At 68.3% G+C, this 16,233-nt stretch carries 14 protein-coding genes and 2 tRNA genes; 7 read left to right on the top strand and 9 right to left on the bottom strand.

All coding sequences use genetic code 11. The annotated features are described in order from the left end of the window. Positions 1–66: 66 nt before the first annotated feature. On the bottom strand, positions 67–642 hold the full coding sequence (locus ACT86A_RS00985; protein WP_445090039.1) for an FKBP-type peptidyl-prolyl cis-trans isomerase: 576 nt from the start codon (positions 640–642) through the stop codon (positions 67–69). A gap of 299 nt (positions 643–941) precedes the next feature. Here ACT86A_RS00985 and ACT86A_RS00980 point away from each other — a divergent pair, with 299 nt between their 5' ends. Beyond that, complete coding sequence (locus ACT86A_RS00980; RefSeq protein WP_445090038.1) at positions 942–3,419, top strand: phosphoketolase family protein; 2,478 nt, start codon at positions 942–944, stop codon at positions 3,417–3,419. Between the two features lie 253 nt (positions 3,420–3,672). Here ACT86A_RS00980 and ACT86A_RS00975 read toward each other — a convergent pair whose 3' ends face one another. The 4 genes from ACT86A_RS00975 to ACT86A_RS00960 form a co-directional block, all read right to left on the bottom strand. Then, on the bottom strand, positions 3,673–4,407 hold the full coding sequence (locus ACT86A_RS00975) for a MerR family transcriptional regulator (RefSeq protein ID WP_445090037.1): 735 nt from the start codon (positions 4,405–4,407) through the stop codon (positions 3,673–3,675). Positions 4,408–5,202: 795 nt separating this feature from the next. Beyond that, positions 5,203–5,556: a helix-turn-helix domain-containing protein gene (locus ACT86A_RS00970; protein ID WP_445090036.1), complete on the bottom strand. Its 354-nt coding sequence runs from the start codon at positions 5,554–5,556 to the stop codon at positions 5,203–5,205. 793 nt (positions 5,557–6,349) lie between these two features. After that, a tRNA-Pro gene (locus tag ACT86A_RS00965) sits at positions 6,350–6,423 on the bottom strand. Positions 6,424–6,474: 51 nt separating this feature from the next. Beyond that, a tRNA-Gly gene (locus ACT86A_RS00960) sits at positions 6,475–6,548 on the bottom strand. Positions 6,549–7,304: 756 nt separating this feature from the next. On the opposite strand from ACT86A_RS00960, the gene ACT86A_RS00955 reads away from it, so the two are divergent. After that, the gene (locus ACT86A_RS00955) at positions 7,305–8,255 is read left to right on the top strand and encodes a diguanylate cyclase domain-containing protein (RefSeq protein ID WP_445090035.1); all 951 of its coding nucleotides are present in this window, start codon (positions 7,305–7,307) and stop codon (positions 8,253–8,255) included. 30 nt (positions 8,256–8,285) lie between these two features. Here the strand turns inward: ACT86A_RS00955 and ACT86A_RS00950 are convergent, their stop codons facing one another. Further along, entirely contained in the window at positions 8,286–9,098 is an 813-nt protein-coding gene (locus ACT86A_RS00950; RefSeq protein WP_445090034.1) for an Fpg/Nei family DNA glycosylase, read from the bottom strand. Between the two features lie 22 nt (positions 9,099–9,120). Further along, positions 9,121–9,594, bottom strand: a complete 474-nt coding sequence (locus ACT86A_RS00945; RefSeq protein WP_445090033.1) for a ribose-5-phosphate isomerase — start codon at positions 9,592–9,594, stop codon at positions 9,121–9,123. Positions 9,595–9,763: 169 nt separating this feature from the next. Here ACT86A_RS00945 and ACT86A_RS00940 point away from each other — a divergent pair, with 169 nt between their 5' ends. After that, positions 9,764–10,870 carry a M48 family metallopeptidase gene (locus tag ACT86A_RS00940; RefSeq protein WP_445090032.1) on the top strand — a complete coding sequence of 369 codons (1,107 nt, stop codon included), beginning with the start codon at positions 9,764–9,766 and terminating at the stop codon, positions 10,868–10,870. Between the two features lie 39 nt (positions 10,871–10,909). Here ACT86A_RS00940 and ACT86A_RS00935 read toward each other — a convergent pair whose 3' ends face one another. Next, on the bottom strand, positions 10,910–11,551 hold the full coding sequence (locus ACT86A_RS00935; RefSeq protein ID WP_445090031.1) for a mycothiol-dependent nitroreductase Rv2466c family protein: 642 nt from the start codon (positions 11,549–11,551) through the stop codon (positions 10,910–10,912). Between the two features lie 177 nt (positions 11,552–11,728). On the opposite strand from ACT86A_RS00935, the gene ACT86A_RS00930 reads away from it, so the two are divergent. From ACT86A_RS00930 to ACT86A_RS00915, 4 genes are all read left to right on the top strand, one after another. After that, positions 11,729–12,961, top strand: a complete 1,233-nt coding sequence (locus ACT86A_RS00930; protein WP_445090030.1) for an NAD(P)/FAD-dependent oxidoreductase — start codon at positions 11,729–11,731, stop codon at positions 12,959–12,961. A 110-nt stretch (positions 12,962–13,071) separates the two neighbouring features. Next, complete coding sequence (locus ACT86A_RS00925) at positions 13,072–13,473, top strand: YciI family protein (RefSeq protein ID WP_445090029.1); 402 nt, start codon at positions 13,072–13,074, stop codon at positions 13,471–13,473. Further along, positions 13,470–14,708: an RNA polymerase sigma factor gene (locus tag ACT86A_RS00920; protein WP_445090028.1), complete on the top strand. Its 1,239-nt coding sequence runs from the start codon at positions 13,470–13,472 to the stop codon at positions 14,706–14,708. The genes ACT86A_RS00925 and ACT86A_RS00920 overlap by 4 nt, the downstream gene beginning before the upstream one ends. Before the next feature lie 50 nt (positions 14,709–14,758). Continuing rightward, a complete protein-coding gene (locus tag ACT86A_RS00915; RefSeq protein WP_445090027.1) occupies positions 14,759–15,241 on the top strand; it encodes an NUDIX hydrolase in 483 nt (160 codons plus the stop codon). 7 nt (positions 15,242–15,248) lie between these two features. On the opposite strand, the gene ACT86A_RS00910 is transcribed toward ACT86A_RS00915, so the two are convergent. Then, positions 15,249–16,073, bottom strand: coding sequence for a phosphoribosylaminoimidazolesuccinocarboxamide synthase (locus ACT86A_RS00910; RefSeq protein WP_445090026.1), 825 nt, complete (start codon positions 16,071–16,073; stop codon positions 15,249–15,251). Between the last annotated feature and the right edge of the window lie 160 nt (positions 16,074–16,233).

The raw sequence follows: 16,233 nt of genomic DNA, 5'->3' as shown, positions 1-16,233 counted from the left end.
CATCCCGACCAGGGTAGTTGACCGGCCGGGCGGGCCTGCAATCGGCGGGGGCCGCGACGGGTTCGGCTACTTCCCCACCGAGACCGCGTCGGTGACGAACACCAGTGTTTCGTACGGCGCGATGCCGCGCCCGCCGGCTCCGTAGCCGAGCTCCGGCGGCACGATCAGCAGCCTGCGCGAGCCCTCCCGCACCCCGACCAACCCCTGATCCCAGCCCTTGATGACCTGGCCGTCGCCGAGGGTGAGCTGGAACGGCTTGCCGCGGTCGAACGAGCTGTCCAGCTTCTTCTTGTCCGACCAGGTGACCAGCGCGTAGTTCATGGTCAGCTGCTGACCGGCCACGGCGCCGGGTCCGCTGCCCGCAGCGAGGTCCTTGACGATCAGCTGCTTGGGCGGGTCGCAATCGTCCGGGATGGTGATCGTCGGCGCGGAGCCGAAATCGCCGGTCACGCGGATGTCCTCGGCCGTGCATTCGCGGCCTTTGCTCGGCGTCGCCGGGCGCTGTGCGGCGGAAGGACCCGCCTGGGCGGTGGTCCTGGTGGTGACGGCGGTGGACGTCCCATCGTCCGAGCCGCAGGCCGCCAACGCGATACTCGTCGCGGCGAGTGCGCCGATCCCGATGATCCTTCCGAGAATGTGCATGCCGCGGACCTTAATGGACGTTGCCGGTCCTGGTCCGCCCGAAACCCGGGCACGGCCGCGACGAAGGCGCCGGTACGCCGGGACCACGGGTGGGTGAAAGGCCGGGCGGGCAGCTAGCGACACGCTTTCGCCGCGCCACGGTCGCGTGCCCCACTAGGCTGGCGGTGAATTCTCCATTCCGTATCTGCCGATTCCGGTCGGCAGAAGTTGCCGATTCCGGTCGGCAGCCATGCGCAACCCGGGGGACACGTCGTGGACGCCGCTGTCCCCGATACCCCGAGTGTGAGGAGAGTCGGCGGATGACCCAGATGGCCAGTGCGGGTGGCGATACTTCGGCCGACAATGTCGGTGGCGTGCGCGGGGAAACCGTCGCTCCGCGTCCCTATCGGCTCACGGACGCCGCGGGTCCGCTGGAACGCGACGAGCTGAGATCCATCGATGCGTGGTGGCGGGCGGCCAACTATCTCGCGGTCGGACAGATCTACCTGATGGCCAACCCGCTGCTGCGCGAACCGCTGCGCGCCGAGCACATCAAGCCGCGCCTGCTCGGTCATTTCGGCACCGTGCCCGGCCTGAATCTGGTCTGGGCCCACGCCAATCGCGTGATCCGGCAGCGCGGCCTGAACGCCGTTTTCGTCGCGGGCCCCGGGCACGGCGGGCCCGGCCCGAACGCGTGCGCCTGGCTGGAGGGCACGTACTCCGAGCTGTACAGCCATATCCCACAGGACGCCGCCGGAATGGGCGCGCTGTTTCACCAGTTCTCCTTTCCCGGCGGCGTGCCCAGCCACTGCGCACCGGAGACGCCCGGCTCCTTACACGAGGGCGGTGAGCTCGGCTACTCGCTGCTGCACGCGTTCGGCACCGTGCTGGACAACCCTGACCTCACCGTGTTCTGCGTCATCGGTGACGGCGAGGCGGAGACCGGCCCACTGGCCACCAGCTGGCATGCGAACAAGTTCGTCAACCCGGCACGCGACGGCGCGGTCCTGCCGATCCTGGCGCTGAACGAGTACAAGATCGCCAATCCGACCATCCTGGCGCGCATCTCGGAACGGGAGTTGCTCGCGCTGCTGCACGGATACGGCTACGAGCCGATCATCGTCGCGGGCGATGATCCCGCGGCCGTCCACCAGGCCGTGGCCGGCGCGATGGATACCGCTCTGGAGCGGATCGCCCAGATCCAGCGCGCCGCCCGCGGCGGCACCGACGCGACACGACCAGCATGGCCGATGATCGTGCTGCGCACGCCGAAAGGCTGGACCTGTCCACCGCTGGTGGACGGCAACCGGGTCGAGGGCACCTTCCGGGCTCACCAGGTCCCGTTGCCCGCCGCGCGCACCGACCCGGACCACCGCGCGGTCCTGGAACAGTGGTTGCGGTCCTACCGCCCGGAGGAACTGTTCGACGAGACCGGCAAACCGGTGTCGGAATTGTGCGACCAGGTGCCCGATGGCGATCGGCGGATGAGCGCCAATCCGGTCGCCAACGGCGGCGCGTTGGTCCGCGACCTGCGGCTGCCGGACTGGCGCGAGTTCGGCGTCGAGGTGAGCACACCCGGCGCGACCGCGCACGAGGCCACCAGAGTCCTCGGCGGATGGCTGCGCGAGGTCACCAGAAGCAACCCGGACAACTTCCTGACGTTCGCGCCCGACGAGCTGGCCAGCAATCGGCTACAGGACATCCTGGAGGTCACCGGACGCAATTGGCAGGCCGGCATCGACGCCCGCGACGAGCACCTCGACCGCGCCGGCCGGGTGGTCGAGGTGCTGTCCGAGCACATGTGCCAAGGTCTGCTCGAGGGCTACCTGCTCAGCGGCAGGCACGGTGTCTTCACCTGCTACGAGGCGTTCATCCACATCGTGGACGCGATGTTCAACCAGCACGCGAAATGGCTCGACGCGAGCGCGGCGGTACCGTGGCGGCGGCCGATCGCGAGCCTCAACTACCTGCTGTCGTCGCATGTCTGGCGCCAGGACCACAACGGCTTCACCCACCAGGACCCCGGTTTCCTGGACGTGGTGCTGAACAAGAAGCCCTCGATCGTGCGGGTGTATCTGCCACCGGACGCCAACACGCTGCTGTCCACCTACGACCACTGCCTGCGTTCGCGGCACTACGTGAACGTGGTGGTCGCGGGCAAGCAACCGCAGGCCGACTGGCTGTCGGTGGCGGACGCGGCCGAGCACTGCGCGCGCGGCATCGGCATCTGGACGTGGGCCTGTCATCGGGACGAGGTCGGCGCCACGCCGGACGTGGTGCTCGCCTGCGCGGGCGACATCCCGACGCTGGAGACGCTGGCCGCGGCCGCGATACTGCGCGAACGACTGCCCGAGTTGCGGGTCCGGGTGGTCAACGTGGTCGACCTGATGCGACTGCTGCCGCAGGACGCGCATCCGCACGGGCTGCCCGACAGCGAGTTCGACACCCTGTTCACCCGCGACCGGCCGGTGATCTTCGCCTTCCACGGCTACCCGTGGCTGATCCACCGGCTGACCTATCGGCGCGCCAACCACGATGGGCTGCACGTGCGCGGCTACCAGGAACACGGCACCACCACCACCCCGTTCGACATGGTGATGCTCAACGACCTGGACCGCTACCACCTGGTGATGGACGTGATCGATCGCGTTCCGAGCCTGCGTGAGCGGGCCGCGGGGCTGCGGCAGGAGATGGTCGACGCGCGGTGGACCGCCCGCGCGTGGACCAGAGAGCACGGCGCCGACATCCCCGAGGTCGCCGACTGGATCTGGCCGTATCGGGGCGCGGTCGAAGCCTGATTCCCGGAGAAACCGGCGGTCCCGGGCGGCGAGCCGGTCGCACTCCCCGCGGTCGCTGCGGCGCAGGCGAACACGCGCACACTCGCCACCAGGTACCAGCTGACCGTGGCCGCGGTCGGCAGTGTCGCGACTGCGCGAACGCGCGTCGAACGACGCCGATATACCGCTGATCAACGGCGCGTTACTGGTCGTATCTCCACCGATCGGAATCTGAACCAGGTCGCTTGCGCGCGGGCTCGGCCACCCGCGGCGATCAGTCCTGCCGCAGAGTCTCCGAAAGCTCGGTGTCCTGGTCGAGATACTTTGTGACGAAGCGGTTGACGAGTTTCACGGCGGTATCGCCGGGTATCGGACGGATGGTCGCCAGGCGTTGCGCGACGGCGGCGATCTCCGCCGGGCCGCCCGGGGAATCCTGGAACGCCGCCCAGACGGTACCCCGGAACAGGTCGACGAAGCGGCGGGCGATCCGGTCGGCGTCAGCGCGCAGTTTCTCCACCTCGCCGAGCGCTTGATCGGCTGGGATGCCGGCCGCGGTCAAGCGATCGAAGCCGCTCGCCAGCCCGCGATCCGCGATCCGATAGGTCGCCGCGTCCACCGGCTCGTACAGCCCCGCGGCGACGACCCGCGCCAGACCGTGCGGCACGCCGCGGTAGCGCTCGGCGAGTTCGGTCGCCGCAATGGTGTCCCCGCTGTCATCGGCGGCCTTCTCGGCGGAACCGGCGACACCGACGCCGAGAATGTCGCCCAGGTCGTCACCGCGGTCCCAGGCATTGAGCAATTCCTTGATGCCATTGAGTTTGATCCCCCGGTCGAGCAGCCTGCTGATAGTGCGCACCCGGTTGAGGTGGTCGGCGCTGTAGAACCCGGTCCGCCCCTTGACCCGAGGGGGCGGCAGCACCCCGCGTTCGTGGTAAACGCGCAGGCTGCGCACGGTCGTACCGGCCTCCCGCGCCAGCTCGTCGATCGTGTACTCGGCAGCCGCAGTCATCCCTCAAGGAAACCACATCGCAACAGTTCGCGACCTCGGCACACGGCGGTTCCCGGGCGACCGACCGGCCCACAGCTACATATCAGCAAACTCATCGGCAAACCCCATGGCGCGCCGCGACAAGTCCCTGTGCATGCCTGCGGCACGCTGCGGCCGACCGCTTTTCCTGCCCTTGAAAACCCAGGGTCTCCGGCTTCTGCATCGTCCCGGAGACGATCCGGTCGGCGGGTGCGGCGCAACGTGTTCGGCGTGGGCAGCGGGCACCACCCGTCGGCCGTGCCGTCGGTCTGCCCGATCAGTGTCGCATACCGAAATTGCCACGCACCGAGCCGAATTCGAGTGAAGTCCGGGAACGCCCTTGCCCGGCAGCGGTACTCGATGAACTCGTACATCTTGGCGACGCCGGATAGGCCACTGCGGAGCGGAATTGGCATTCGGCGACGGCGACACACGCATGGTTCGGCTACTGCCCGAGCCAACGCGGGGTTGACCGTGGATTGGGCAATCGCGGGGCCAGTTCGGTCTCGAACAGGTGTCGAGTCGCCGCAGATGGCAAAGATGAGGACCAGCCCTGGGGCGCCGCCGGCCAGCTCGACGATTCACTCACTCGCCCTCGGGCTGTCGCCGCTGCGGCGCAACGGGTTCCGAATCCGGCGCGAGGCCGGGAAGCCCGGGCTGGGCAGCGCCGAATCCGGGCCGTCGCTGGGCGGAGGATCCGAACGACGGATCACAGCTGGCGCGAGCAGCCCGCCGAGCGCACGCTATTCCCGCTGGAGAGATCAGCTTACGAGCCGATCAGCGATGCTTTTCCTCGGTCACGAAGTACTCCGGCGGCACATCGAACACCCGCGCCAGCGCGATCACCAAGTCCAGCCGCGCAATCGCGTCACCGTGGATGAGCCGGTACAGACCGGACTGCGACACCGGCACCTCCGGGTAGGCCGATTCCAGGTGCTGCGCCAGCGAATAGAGCGTCAGCGAGCGCGTCGATCCGCCCTCGGTGGACACGACGGACCCCGCGATCAACTCCGATAACCGGCTGGAGAAGACGGCAGCGGCAGCCTCTCTCGGGGGCAGCGCGTCCCGGGAGTCCTGACACGGGAAATCGCCGCCATCGGAATGGGTGTCCGCAAGCACGGTAGTAGACACTAACCGACCATCCCCCTCAGCTCGCGCGACGGCCACCGAGTCGCGCGGGCGCAACCATGGGTGCGGATGATGCCCGCACGCCGGACATGTTGTCCGGGACGTCGGCGCGCGGGGCCGCCGGTTCGTCGTTGCCGGAATCGACGAGATCTTCGCTGGTGCAACAAATCCCGCGTCTCTCGAAGAACTTCCGTAGTACTCGCGGCAATCTCCGGAGATGCCGAGGGCACACCTGCGGCAGGTGCGCAGCCCGAGGATCGGACCGCCATCAGGACTGCTCAACGGTCCCCGAACCGAGCCACAAAAGCCGGCCTACGCGCGGTTCAGCTCACGGCTACCCAGCACGCAACCCTTATCGTACCGTTGAGTAACGGCTCGTTGAGATCCTGCCGTCCCTCTTACTCAGTTAACGGCGCGCTATGGAACGGCATATCTACCACTTCCGGGAAGAACGGCAGTGGAAGGCGTTTCGGCGGTAGTGACGATGCAGTGGTGAGGGTTCAGGCGCACGTGTCGTAAAGCCCATTCCGATTCTCATAGGCACCTGGCCGCCGTCATCATCGTCGCCGGTGAGCACCATCTCGCCTAGGTACATCAGAAGTCCGGCACGCCGGCTTGTGATCACCGGGCCGGGCTTCGGGCTCAGCCGTGCCGGGGTGTCGCTGCCGAAGTGGATACGTACTGAGGCAAGCAAGTTGACGAGATGTCAGCCGAAGGTGGTCGAACGACAGGCAACATCGGGCACATATCTGCGGGCGAGGGAGATGAAACCCGCGCTCACCCGCACCAAACCCAGTCGGGGTGACAGGATTTGAACCTGCGACCCTCCGCTCCCAAAGCGGATGCGCTACCAAGCTGCGCTACACCCCGTTGCCCTCGCGGCGGCGGGGCACCGCCGACGAGGATGAATGTTCTGTTCCGTGGAGCGGGTGACGGGAATCGAACCCGCACCATCAGCTTGGAAGGCTGAGGTTCTACCATTGAACTACACCCGCAGAGCATACGACACCGATGGGATCGCCACGATGCCGTGTGCGATCCGACTGTACCGAATCCGCCTTCCGAAACGCCAATCAGCCCCGGACTGCGCGATCTCGCCGGTGCGGACCGGAGCGCTCCGGGTTACCGCACCGAGGGTGGCACGACTCAGCCGCCCCGGCGAAGCAGCGCGCTGGAGCGAAATTTAGAGGGGATTTTTCATTGAAACTCTGGCGTGTCGGATGCTGGTGGGCGAAACTCGAGTGACGGCCGACAACCCTGCTGGGAGCGGCCGCCGACACTGCTGATCGCGCCAGGAACACCACTCGAGGGATTTCCGATGAGGACCGCACGACTCGCCGTCGCAGCGCACGCACGTGGCGGGATGCCGAACGTCGGTCGCGGCACGGGCAGCCCGTCCGGGCCGGAGGCCCTGAGAACCGCCCCCTTCCGCGCGAGCGTGTCATCGGCGTGTCACAGCGCGATTCCACAGCGAACAGAATTCGGATGTAACACTCGCGCGGTGGTTACGATCAGACTCCCGATCGCCATTGACGAAGTGTCGAGAACACGTTGCAAAACAGTGATTTTCGACGCCGAGTGGCTTGCTAAGATCCTTTTTGCCGGACGGGGGTATCTGGAAAGGGGGCGGTGACCGTGCGCCGAACCAGGTGGACACAACCGCGTAGCAGTGGGAACGATCAGCGTGACGCCGGCGCCTGTGTCAGCACAGGGCAGCTGGGTACCGACGTCACCCACACCGGGTGAGTCCGATGTCCGCGAACATCGAACCCCAGGTAGCCACCATGGCTCGCGCATGGGCCCGTGCGGTCTGCGCCGAACCCGGCTCGGGCGCGCTGCCCCAGCAGCTGGAACCGGTGCTGGTCGACATCGTCGAGCGGCTGCTCACGCTGGCGAGGTCCGAGCCATTCCCGGTACCCAATGCGCGGATGCTCGGAGCCAGGCTTGCCGAAGCGCCGTTCGACCGGATCCGGATGCTGGCGCAGGCCACTCGGTGGCTGCTCGGCTTCCCCTGCGGCACGCCGGGTTCCCTGCTCGCCACACGCTGGCCGTTCATCGCCAGCCAGGCCATCGACAGTTACGCGCAAGCGCTGCAGGAGCGGGCGCTTGCGCAGCAGGAGCAGAACCTGTCGGCCAAAGTGTCGTTGCGGGTCCAGGAGATCGCCGCGCTACAGCATCGGCTGCGCCACGAGGCCACCCACGACGCACTCACCGACCTGGCCAACCGCACGCTGCTGCAGGACAAGGCGCGGCTGATGGCCACCGATCAAACCCGCGGCCTGGGGCTGCTGCTGATCGATCTGGACCGGTTCAAGCAGATCAACGACGGATACGGCCACGCGATCGGCGACGAGGTGCTCGTCGAACTGGCCGGCCGGCTGCGCGAAGCCTGTCCGCCCGACACCGTGATCTGCCGCTACGGCGGCGACGAGTTCGTCCTCGCCACCAACTCGCACCGCACCGCCCTCGGCGAACTCGCGCATCGGATCGTCGCCGCGCTGCGTGATCCGGTCTGGTCGTCGGCGGGTCCGGTTCCGGTCTCGGCCAGCGTCGGAACCGCCTACAACCCGCCGGGCAGCCCGTTCGATTTCACCGAACTACTCCGCCGCGCCGACGGCGCGATGTATTCCGCGAAAACCGCGGGCGGGCGCCGGTTCGCCATCGCGGAAGGACCGGATATGGACACCGCCGTGGCGGGTTGAACCGACACCATCACCTGCGACCTGGTCAGGTCAGTCCGGTTGACAGCCGGGGCACCAGAAGAGGTTTCGGGCCTGCATGACCTGGTGCGCGACGGGGGTGCCGCACAGGCGGCACGGTGCCCCTTGACGGCGGTAGACGTAGGTGCGCGGACGATCGGGCGCGTATGAGGGCTCGCCGTGGTCGTGTTCGGGTCGCACCACGACCATCTTTCCGACCCGCACACCCACCCGCATCAGCGCGACGAGATCGGTCCACATGGCTGTCCATTCGTCGGCCGAGAGCGCGATGCCGGGGCGATGCGGCGAAACCTGGTGGCGGAAAAGCAGTTCGGCGCGATAGACGTTACCGACACCGGCCACCACCTGCTGATCCATCAGCAGTGCACCGATCGGCCTGCGCGAGCGGTGGATACGTTGCCAAGCGCGGTCCGGGTCGACACCGCGGCGCAACGGATCCGGGCCGAGCCGCTCGGTGAGCGCGGCGACCTCCGGCGCCAGCAGGATCTCGCAGGCCGTCGGCCCACGCAAGTCGGTGCCGAAGCCGGACGGTCCGTCCGATCCCCCGGTCATGCGCATCCGGACTTGCCCGACCGGCTCCCCCATCGGCACATCGGATTCGGTGAACGTGCCGTAGAGACCGAGATGCACATGCACGACCAACCCCGAGTCGTAGTGGTGCAGTAGGTGCTTACCCCACGCCTCGGCCTTGGTCAGCACCTGGCCGTCCACCCGGGCCGCGCCCGCGGCAAACTTGCCCTGCGGGCTCGATACGCGCACCACACCGCCCGCGAGACGGCGCTGATGCAGCCGCGCGAGGCGGTGCAGCGTATGTCCTTCCGGCACAGCCGGCGCAACCGCGGTGAACTCAGTACGCGGGCACCGCCGGGGCGATGCCGGACTTCTCGTACTCGGCCAGGATGTCGATGCGCCGCTGGTGGCGTTCCTCGTCCGACCACGGGGTGGTGACGAACGCGTCCACGATGGCCAGCGCCTCCTCGGTCGAGTGCATCCGTCCGCCGATGCCGATCAGCTGCGCGTTGTTGTGCTCGCGGGCCAGTTTCGCGGTCTCGACGCTCCACGCCAGCGCGCAGCGGGCGCCGGGCACCTTGTTCGCCGCGATCTGCTCGCCGTTACCGCTGCCGCCGAACACCAGGCCGAGGCTGCCCGGGTCGGCGACGGTGCGGCGGGCCGCCTCGATGCAGAACGCGGGGTAGTCGTCGAGCGCGTCGTAGGCCAGCGCGCCACAGTCGACGACCTCGTGGCCGGCCTGCTCCAGATGAGCCTTGACGTGGTTCTTCAGTTCGAAACCGGCATGGTCGGCACCCAGGTATACGCGCATGGCAGGCATTGTGTCAGGCTGCCACCGCGCGGCGGGCAACAGGGCACACCCGACGATTAACACCGCCGCCCGTCGACGCGAATCGACTGGTATGCCAGCTGTGTTCGCGGCCATGGTCCCGTGGCACGAGGCCCCTACCCATTCCCGGTGACTGAATAGAGTTCATCCCATGCAGCCGCACGAACCCCAGCCGCACGACCAGCCAGGCCCGCAGGTCGACCCGTATGCTCGGCAGGCCGGATGGGCGCAGGTTCCGAACCCGCCCTCCGCGCCGTACGGACAGCCGTACCCGTCGGGCGCGTATCAACCGGCGCCCATCGGCTCGTACCCGGCGTACGGCACCTACCCTGGCGCGCCGCAGCCCCCCGCGGCGCCACCGCAGCGACAGCCGCGCGGTCTGTCGCCCTTCGGTATGCCGGCGCGGCACAGCTGGGAGATCCCGATGCTGGTGCTCATCATCGTGCTGACCATCTTCGCCTACCTGATCGCCGTGCTGCTGCTGGCGACCGGCAATTTCGACCAGTACGTCCTGGCACTGGTAGCCGCACCCCTGCTGCTGTGGTTCGGTCGCGGCATCAACTACGCGAGCCAGCGGGTGAACGGCGTGCGGATGTCGCCGACGCAGTTCCCCGAGGGCTACCAGATGGTGGTGGAGGCGGCCGCCCGCTTCGGCATGGCGAAGGTGCCGGACGCGTACGTGGTGCTCGGCAACGGCCAGATCAACGCGTTCGCCAGCGGACACGGCTTCCGTCGCTTCGTGGTGGTCTACAGCGACCTGTTCGAGATCGGCGGCGCCGCACGCGAACCCGACGCGCTGGCGTTCATCATCGGCCACGAGGTCGGCCACATCGCCGCCGGGCACACGTCGTACTGGCGACAGCTGGGCATGTTCCTCGTGCCATTCCTGCCGATCGTCGGAAGCAGCCTGATCCGCGCGCAGGAGTACACCGCCGACAACCACGGTTACTGCAACCGGCACACCGGCGCGTCCGCCGCGATGGGCACGCTGGCCGCGGGCAAGTACATGAACAGCCTCGTCGGCTTCGACGAAATGGCCGACCGGGCGGCATTCGAGAAGGGGTTTTTCGTCTGGATGGTGAACGCCCTGGCCAGTCACCCGGTGCTCACCTGGCGAATGTGGGCGCTGCGCGACCGCAGCAGGCACGGCAAGCTGTTCCTGCGCCCGAACCCGCCGATGGGCACCGCCGCGCCGCAGGGCGGCTACCCGAGTTCCTACGGCGCGGCGCCGGCGACACCGCCGAAATCCGTGCTGTGACCGTGGCGAGTGCCGTGGGCGGCACTCGCCACGCGGCACTCAGTCGAACGATGGAGCCTCGGTGCGCGTCCGCTTCAACTCGTAGAAGTGCGGGTAGGACGCCAGCGCCACGGCGGCGTCCCACACCTTGCCCGCATCCTCGCCCCGCGGGATGCGGGACAGGACCGGGCCGAAGAACGCGATCCCATTGATATGGATGGTCGGCGTCCCGACATCCGGTCCCACCTTGTCCATGCCCTCGTGATGGCTCTTACGCACCGCCTCGTCGTAATCCGTGCTGTCAGCGGCCGCTGCGAGCTCGGCGGGCAGGCCGACCTCGGCGAGTGCGTCGGCGATCACCGCGGCGAGGGTCTCCCGGCGGCTCTCGCGTTCGTACTCCGCGCGGCCGTTATGTAAACGCGTGCCCATCGCGGTGTACAGCGGCGACAGCACCTCGTCACCGTGCTTCTGCGCCGCCGCGATCGCGACGCGGACCGGCCCCCAGCCGGTGACGAGCGCCTCCTGGTACTCCGGTGGGACGTCCTTGCCCTCGTTCAGCACCGAGAGGCTCATCACGTGGAACCGGGCTTCGATGTCCCTGACCTGCGCGGTCTCGAGGATCCAGCGGGACGTGATCCAACACCAGGGGCAGAGCGGGTCGAACCAGAAATCGACTACGTCCGTGGTGGCTTTGTCGGTCACGGGGGCTTCCTCTCGATCGCATGCTCATGGGCGGCGCAGAGCCGACCGCCTTATCCAGAAACCACACTTGCGGCGGATTCGTTCCCACCCGGCGCGCCGTTTCCGCCGACCGCCCACGCGGCTGCCAGTAGGGTTGGTCGGCAGGAGCTTGGTTCCCCTTCGTCGATGGAGTCCGCGATGAGTTCTGACCAGCATTTCGTCATCGTCGGCGGCGGGCTGGCCGCGGCCAAGCTCGCGGAAGCGCTGCGGGACAAGGACTTCGACGGGACTGTGACGCTGATCAGCGCCGAGGAACACCTGCCCTACGACCGGCCGCCGCTGTCGAAGGAGCATCTCGCCGGCAAAAAGGCATTCACCGAGTTCCTCGTGCAGCCCGCTCAGTGGTACCGCGACCACCACGTCGACGTACGTCTCGGCACCACCGTCACGGGGCTCGACGCCGCGGCGAAGACCGTCACCCTGCCCGACGGTTCCACGCTGCGCTACGACAAGCTCGCACTCGCCACCGGTTCGGCGCCGCGCATGCTGCCGGTTCCCGGCGCCGACGCACCCAACGTCTACACGCTGCGCACCATCGAAGACTCCGACACGCTGATCGAGCTGTTCGAGAGCACGCGCCGGATCGTCATCATCGGAGCGGGCTGGATCGGTTTGGAGGTTGCGGCCGCGGCGCGTGCGGCGGGCGTGCAGGTGACCATCGTCGAGCAGGGTGAACTGCCGCTGCGGGCCGCGCTCGGGCCCGAGATGGGCCGGGTGTTCGCCGACCTGCACCGGGCCAACGGCGTCGATTTCCGTTTCGGCGTGCAGGTCGGCGCGATCACCACCGAGGACGCCATCGCCACCGCGGTCGCCAACGGTGTCCGCCTGGCCGACGGCAGCACGATCGACGCCGACGCGGTGCTGGTGGCGATCGGCGCGCAGCCGAACCTGGAACTGGCCGCCGATGCCGGGCTCGCGGTCGAGGACGGCGTGCTCGTCGACGCACACCTGGTCACCAGCGATCCGGACATCGTCGCGGTCGGCGACATCGCCGCGCACCGGCATCCCGTGCTGGACCGGCGGATCCGAGTGGAGCACTGGGCGAACGCGCTCAACCAGCCCGCGGTCGCCGCCGCGAGCATGCTCGGCAAAGAGGCCACCTACGACCGGCTGCCCTATTTCTTCACCGATCAATACGACCTCGGCATGGAGTACACCGGATACGCCGCGCCGGGCGAATACGCCAGGGTCGTCGTGCGCGGCGACTTGACGGCCCGCGAGTTCGTCGCATTCTGGCTGGCCCCGGACAACCGAGTGCTGGCCGGAATGAACGTGAACATCTGGGATGTCACCGACCGAATCAAAGAACTGATCCTGGCCGGCGACCCGGTCGATCCGGATCGGCTCACCGACACTACGACGTCACTGTGATGCGCATCACATAACGAAGGTGTCGAATCCGCGTGCGCGACACCGACCTTCATCGCGGACGCACCGGGCTTTCCCCGGGACCGAGCGCCGGAGAAGAGAGAAATCGAGCCATGAAGTACATGCTGTTGAAGACGTACGCACCCGCAAGCTTCTGCGACACACCGCTCAACGAATGGTCACCCGAAGAGATCCGGGCACACATAGACTTCCAGCGCGCGCTGGGTGCGCAGCTCGCCGAGTCGGGTGAGTTGGTGGACGCGCAGGGGTTGGCCGGACCGGGTGAAGCACGAGTGGTCAGTTCGGACGGGCGGTCGGCGCCGGTGATCACCGACGGACCGTTCCCGGAGACCAAGGAGTTCCTCGCCGGGTATTGGCTCGTCGATGTGGACAGCCCCGAACGGGCCTACGAGATCGCCGCGCAGGCCTCCGCCGCACCCGGCCCCGGCGGTGCACCGATCGGCGAGTACATCGAAGTCCGCGCGGTGATGGGCGCCCCCGCCACCGAGCAATGAGCGACCGGCGTGCGGTGCCCGACGACACACCGCTCCCGGCGAGCACCGAGGACCTGCTGCGCGCACTCGCGCCGCAGGTCCTCGGAACGCTCGTCCGCCGGTTCGGCGATTTCGACACCGCCGAGGACGCCCTGCAAGAAGCCCTGCTGGCGGCCGCGACGCAGTGGCCCGAGCAGGGCCGGCCGGACAATCCGCGAGCCTGGCTGATCCAGGTGGCGCAGCGGCGCATGGCCGACGCGGTGCGCGCGGAGCTCGCGCGGCGGCGCAGGGAAGCCACCGCGTTCGAGCGCGAGGTGCCCGACGCCGTTCCGGTCGACCAGGACGACACACTCACCATGCTGTTTCTGTGCTGTCACCCGGCGCTGTCCCCGGCAGCCGCCATCGCGCTGACGTTGCGCGCCGTCGGCGGACTCGGCACCGAACAGATCGCGCGCGCGTTCCTGCTGCCGGAAGCGACGCTGGCGCAACGGATCACGCGGGCGAAGAAGAAACTGGCCGGCGTAGAGCGGCCGTTCGCGCGGCTCGATGACGAGCAGTGGCGCCAGCGGCTCGAAGCGGTCCTGCACGTGTTGTACCTGATCTTCAACGAGGGATACACCAGCAGCTCGGGGCCGCGCCTGCAACGCACGGATCTGTCCGACGAGGCGATCCGGCTCGCCAGATCCGTGCACCGCCTGCTGCCCGAGAACTCGGAGGTCACCGGGTTGCTTGCGCTGATGCTGCTCACCGATGCCCGCCGCGCGGCCCGCACCGGAGCCAATGGCGAGCTCATCCCACTGGCCGAACAGAACCGCGCGCTGTGGGATCGGGCGCTGATCACCGAGGGAACCACGCTGATCACCGGCACACTCGCCGGCGGCCTGCGCGGTGTCTACCAGATCCAGGCCGCCATAGCGGTTCTGCACGCCCAGGCCGCCCGCGCCGAGGACACCGACTGGGCCGAAATCCTGACACTGTACGACCGGCTCGAGCGGTTCACCGACAACCCGATGGTGACCCTCAACCGTGCGGTGGCCACGGCAATGGTCGCCGGGCCGGAAGCCGGTCTCGCCCTTGCCGGAACACTCGACGACCGTCTGGCCGGCACGCACCGCCTCGACGCCGTGCGCGGTCACCTCCATGAGATGGCGGGCGATACGGATGCCGCCATCGCCTGTTACGTCCGGGCCGCCGGCCGCACGACCAGCATCCCGGAACGCGACTACCTGACCATCCGCGCCGCAGGTTGTGTTTGATTCGAGCCGGGTGGTCGGATAGGCGGCCACCGGCAGGCAGACTACGCGGTGTGGCAGACAAACACAGTGCGGGCGTCCTGCTGTTTCGCCGAGACGCGGCCGGTGCCGTCGAGGTCTTGCTCGGGCATATGGGCGGGCCGTTCTGGGCGCGAAAAGACCTGGGCGCGTGGTCGATTCCCAAGGGCGAGTACGAGCCGGAGACCGAGCAGGCGCGCACCGCGGCGGGCCGCGAGTTCACCGAAGAGCTCGGTTTGCCGGTTCCCGCTGGTGCGTGGCTGCCATTGGGTGAGGTGCGCTACGGCAGCGGCGCGAGCAAGAAGGTCCTCATCGCCTGGGCGGTCGAGGGCGACCTGGATCCCGCGGACGTGGTGCCGGGCACCTTCCCGCTGGAATGGCCGCCGCGTTCCGGCCGATTCGCACAGTTCCCGGAGATCGATCGCGCCGAGTGGTTCGACCCGGTCACCGCACGAGACAAGCTGGTCGCCGGCCAGCGGCCCTATCTGGACCGGCTCAGCGCGCAACTGGCGGGCTGACCCGCCGCTACACCCAGGTCCGGCCGGTGATGAGCTCGTAGGCCTCCATGTACTTCTGGCGTGTCGCTACAACGACGTCGGCGGGGATCTCCGGGCCGGGCGGCTCCTTGTCCCAGCCGGTGGAGGTGGCCCAGTCGCGGACGAACTGCTTGTCGAACGAGCGCTGCGCCCGGCCCGGCTCCCATTCGGCGGCGGGCCAGAAACGCGAGGAATCCGAGGTGAGCACCTCGTCGCCGAGGGTGAGGATGTCGCCGTCCCAGCCGAACTCGACCTTCGTGTCGGCGACGATGACGCCGTGTTCGGCGGCATGCGCCGCGCCGCGGGTGTAGAGGTGCAGGGTCAGCTCGCGCAGCCGCTCGGCGACCTCGCGCCCCTCCTGGTTCACCACGTCGGCGAACGTGATCGACTCGTCGTGCCCCTCGGACGCTTTGGTGGTCGGCGTGAAGATCGGCTCGGGCAACTTGTCACCCTCGCGCAATCCGGGCGGCAGCGCTACCCCGGATACCGTGCCCGTCCGCCGGTACTCCGCGAGACCGGACCCGGTCAGGTAGCCGCGCGCGATGCATTCCACCTGGACCATCTTCAGCGGCTTGACCCGGATGCCGCGGCCGGCGAACTCGGCGGGCACGTCGGTGGCGGAGATCACGTGGTTGGGCACATCGGTGAAGTACTCGAACCACCAGTTCGACAGCTGGGTCAGCAGCGCGCCCTTGTCGGGAATCGGCGTCGGCAGCACCACGTCGTACACCGACACTCGGTCCGAAGCGACCAGCAACAGCGTGTCGCCGTCCTCGTACAGGTCACGCACCTTTCCGGCGTGCACATGCTTCAACGTCGAGCCTCCGTATCCGTGGTGATGAACCCTGCGCTGCACCAGGCACAATACCGCCGGCCCGCGCAGCGCCCGCCGCGCCGTCGGCTCGGCGCCCGCTCCCGCCGCAGACCCGAGTAACCGGGATCGGTCGGGAAAGTCCCGCGCGGCCCACCGCGGC

It is taken from the genome of Nocardia glycosmidis (assembly GCF_052545115.1).
The sequence above is the reverse complement of the archived record's forward strand: the minus strand, read 5'-3'. Positions and strand labels throughout refer to the sequence as shown.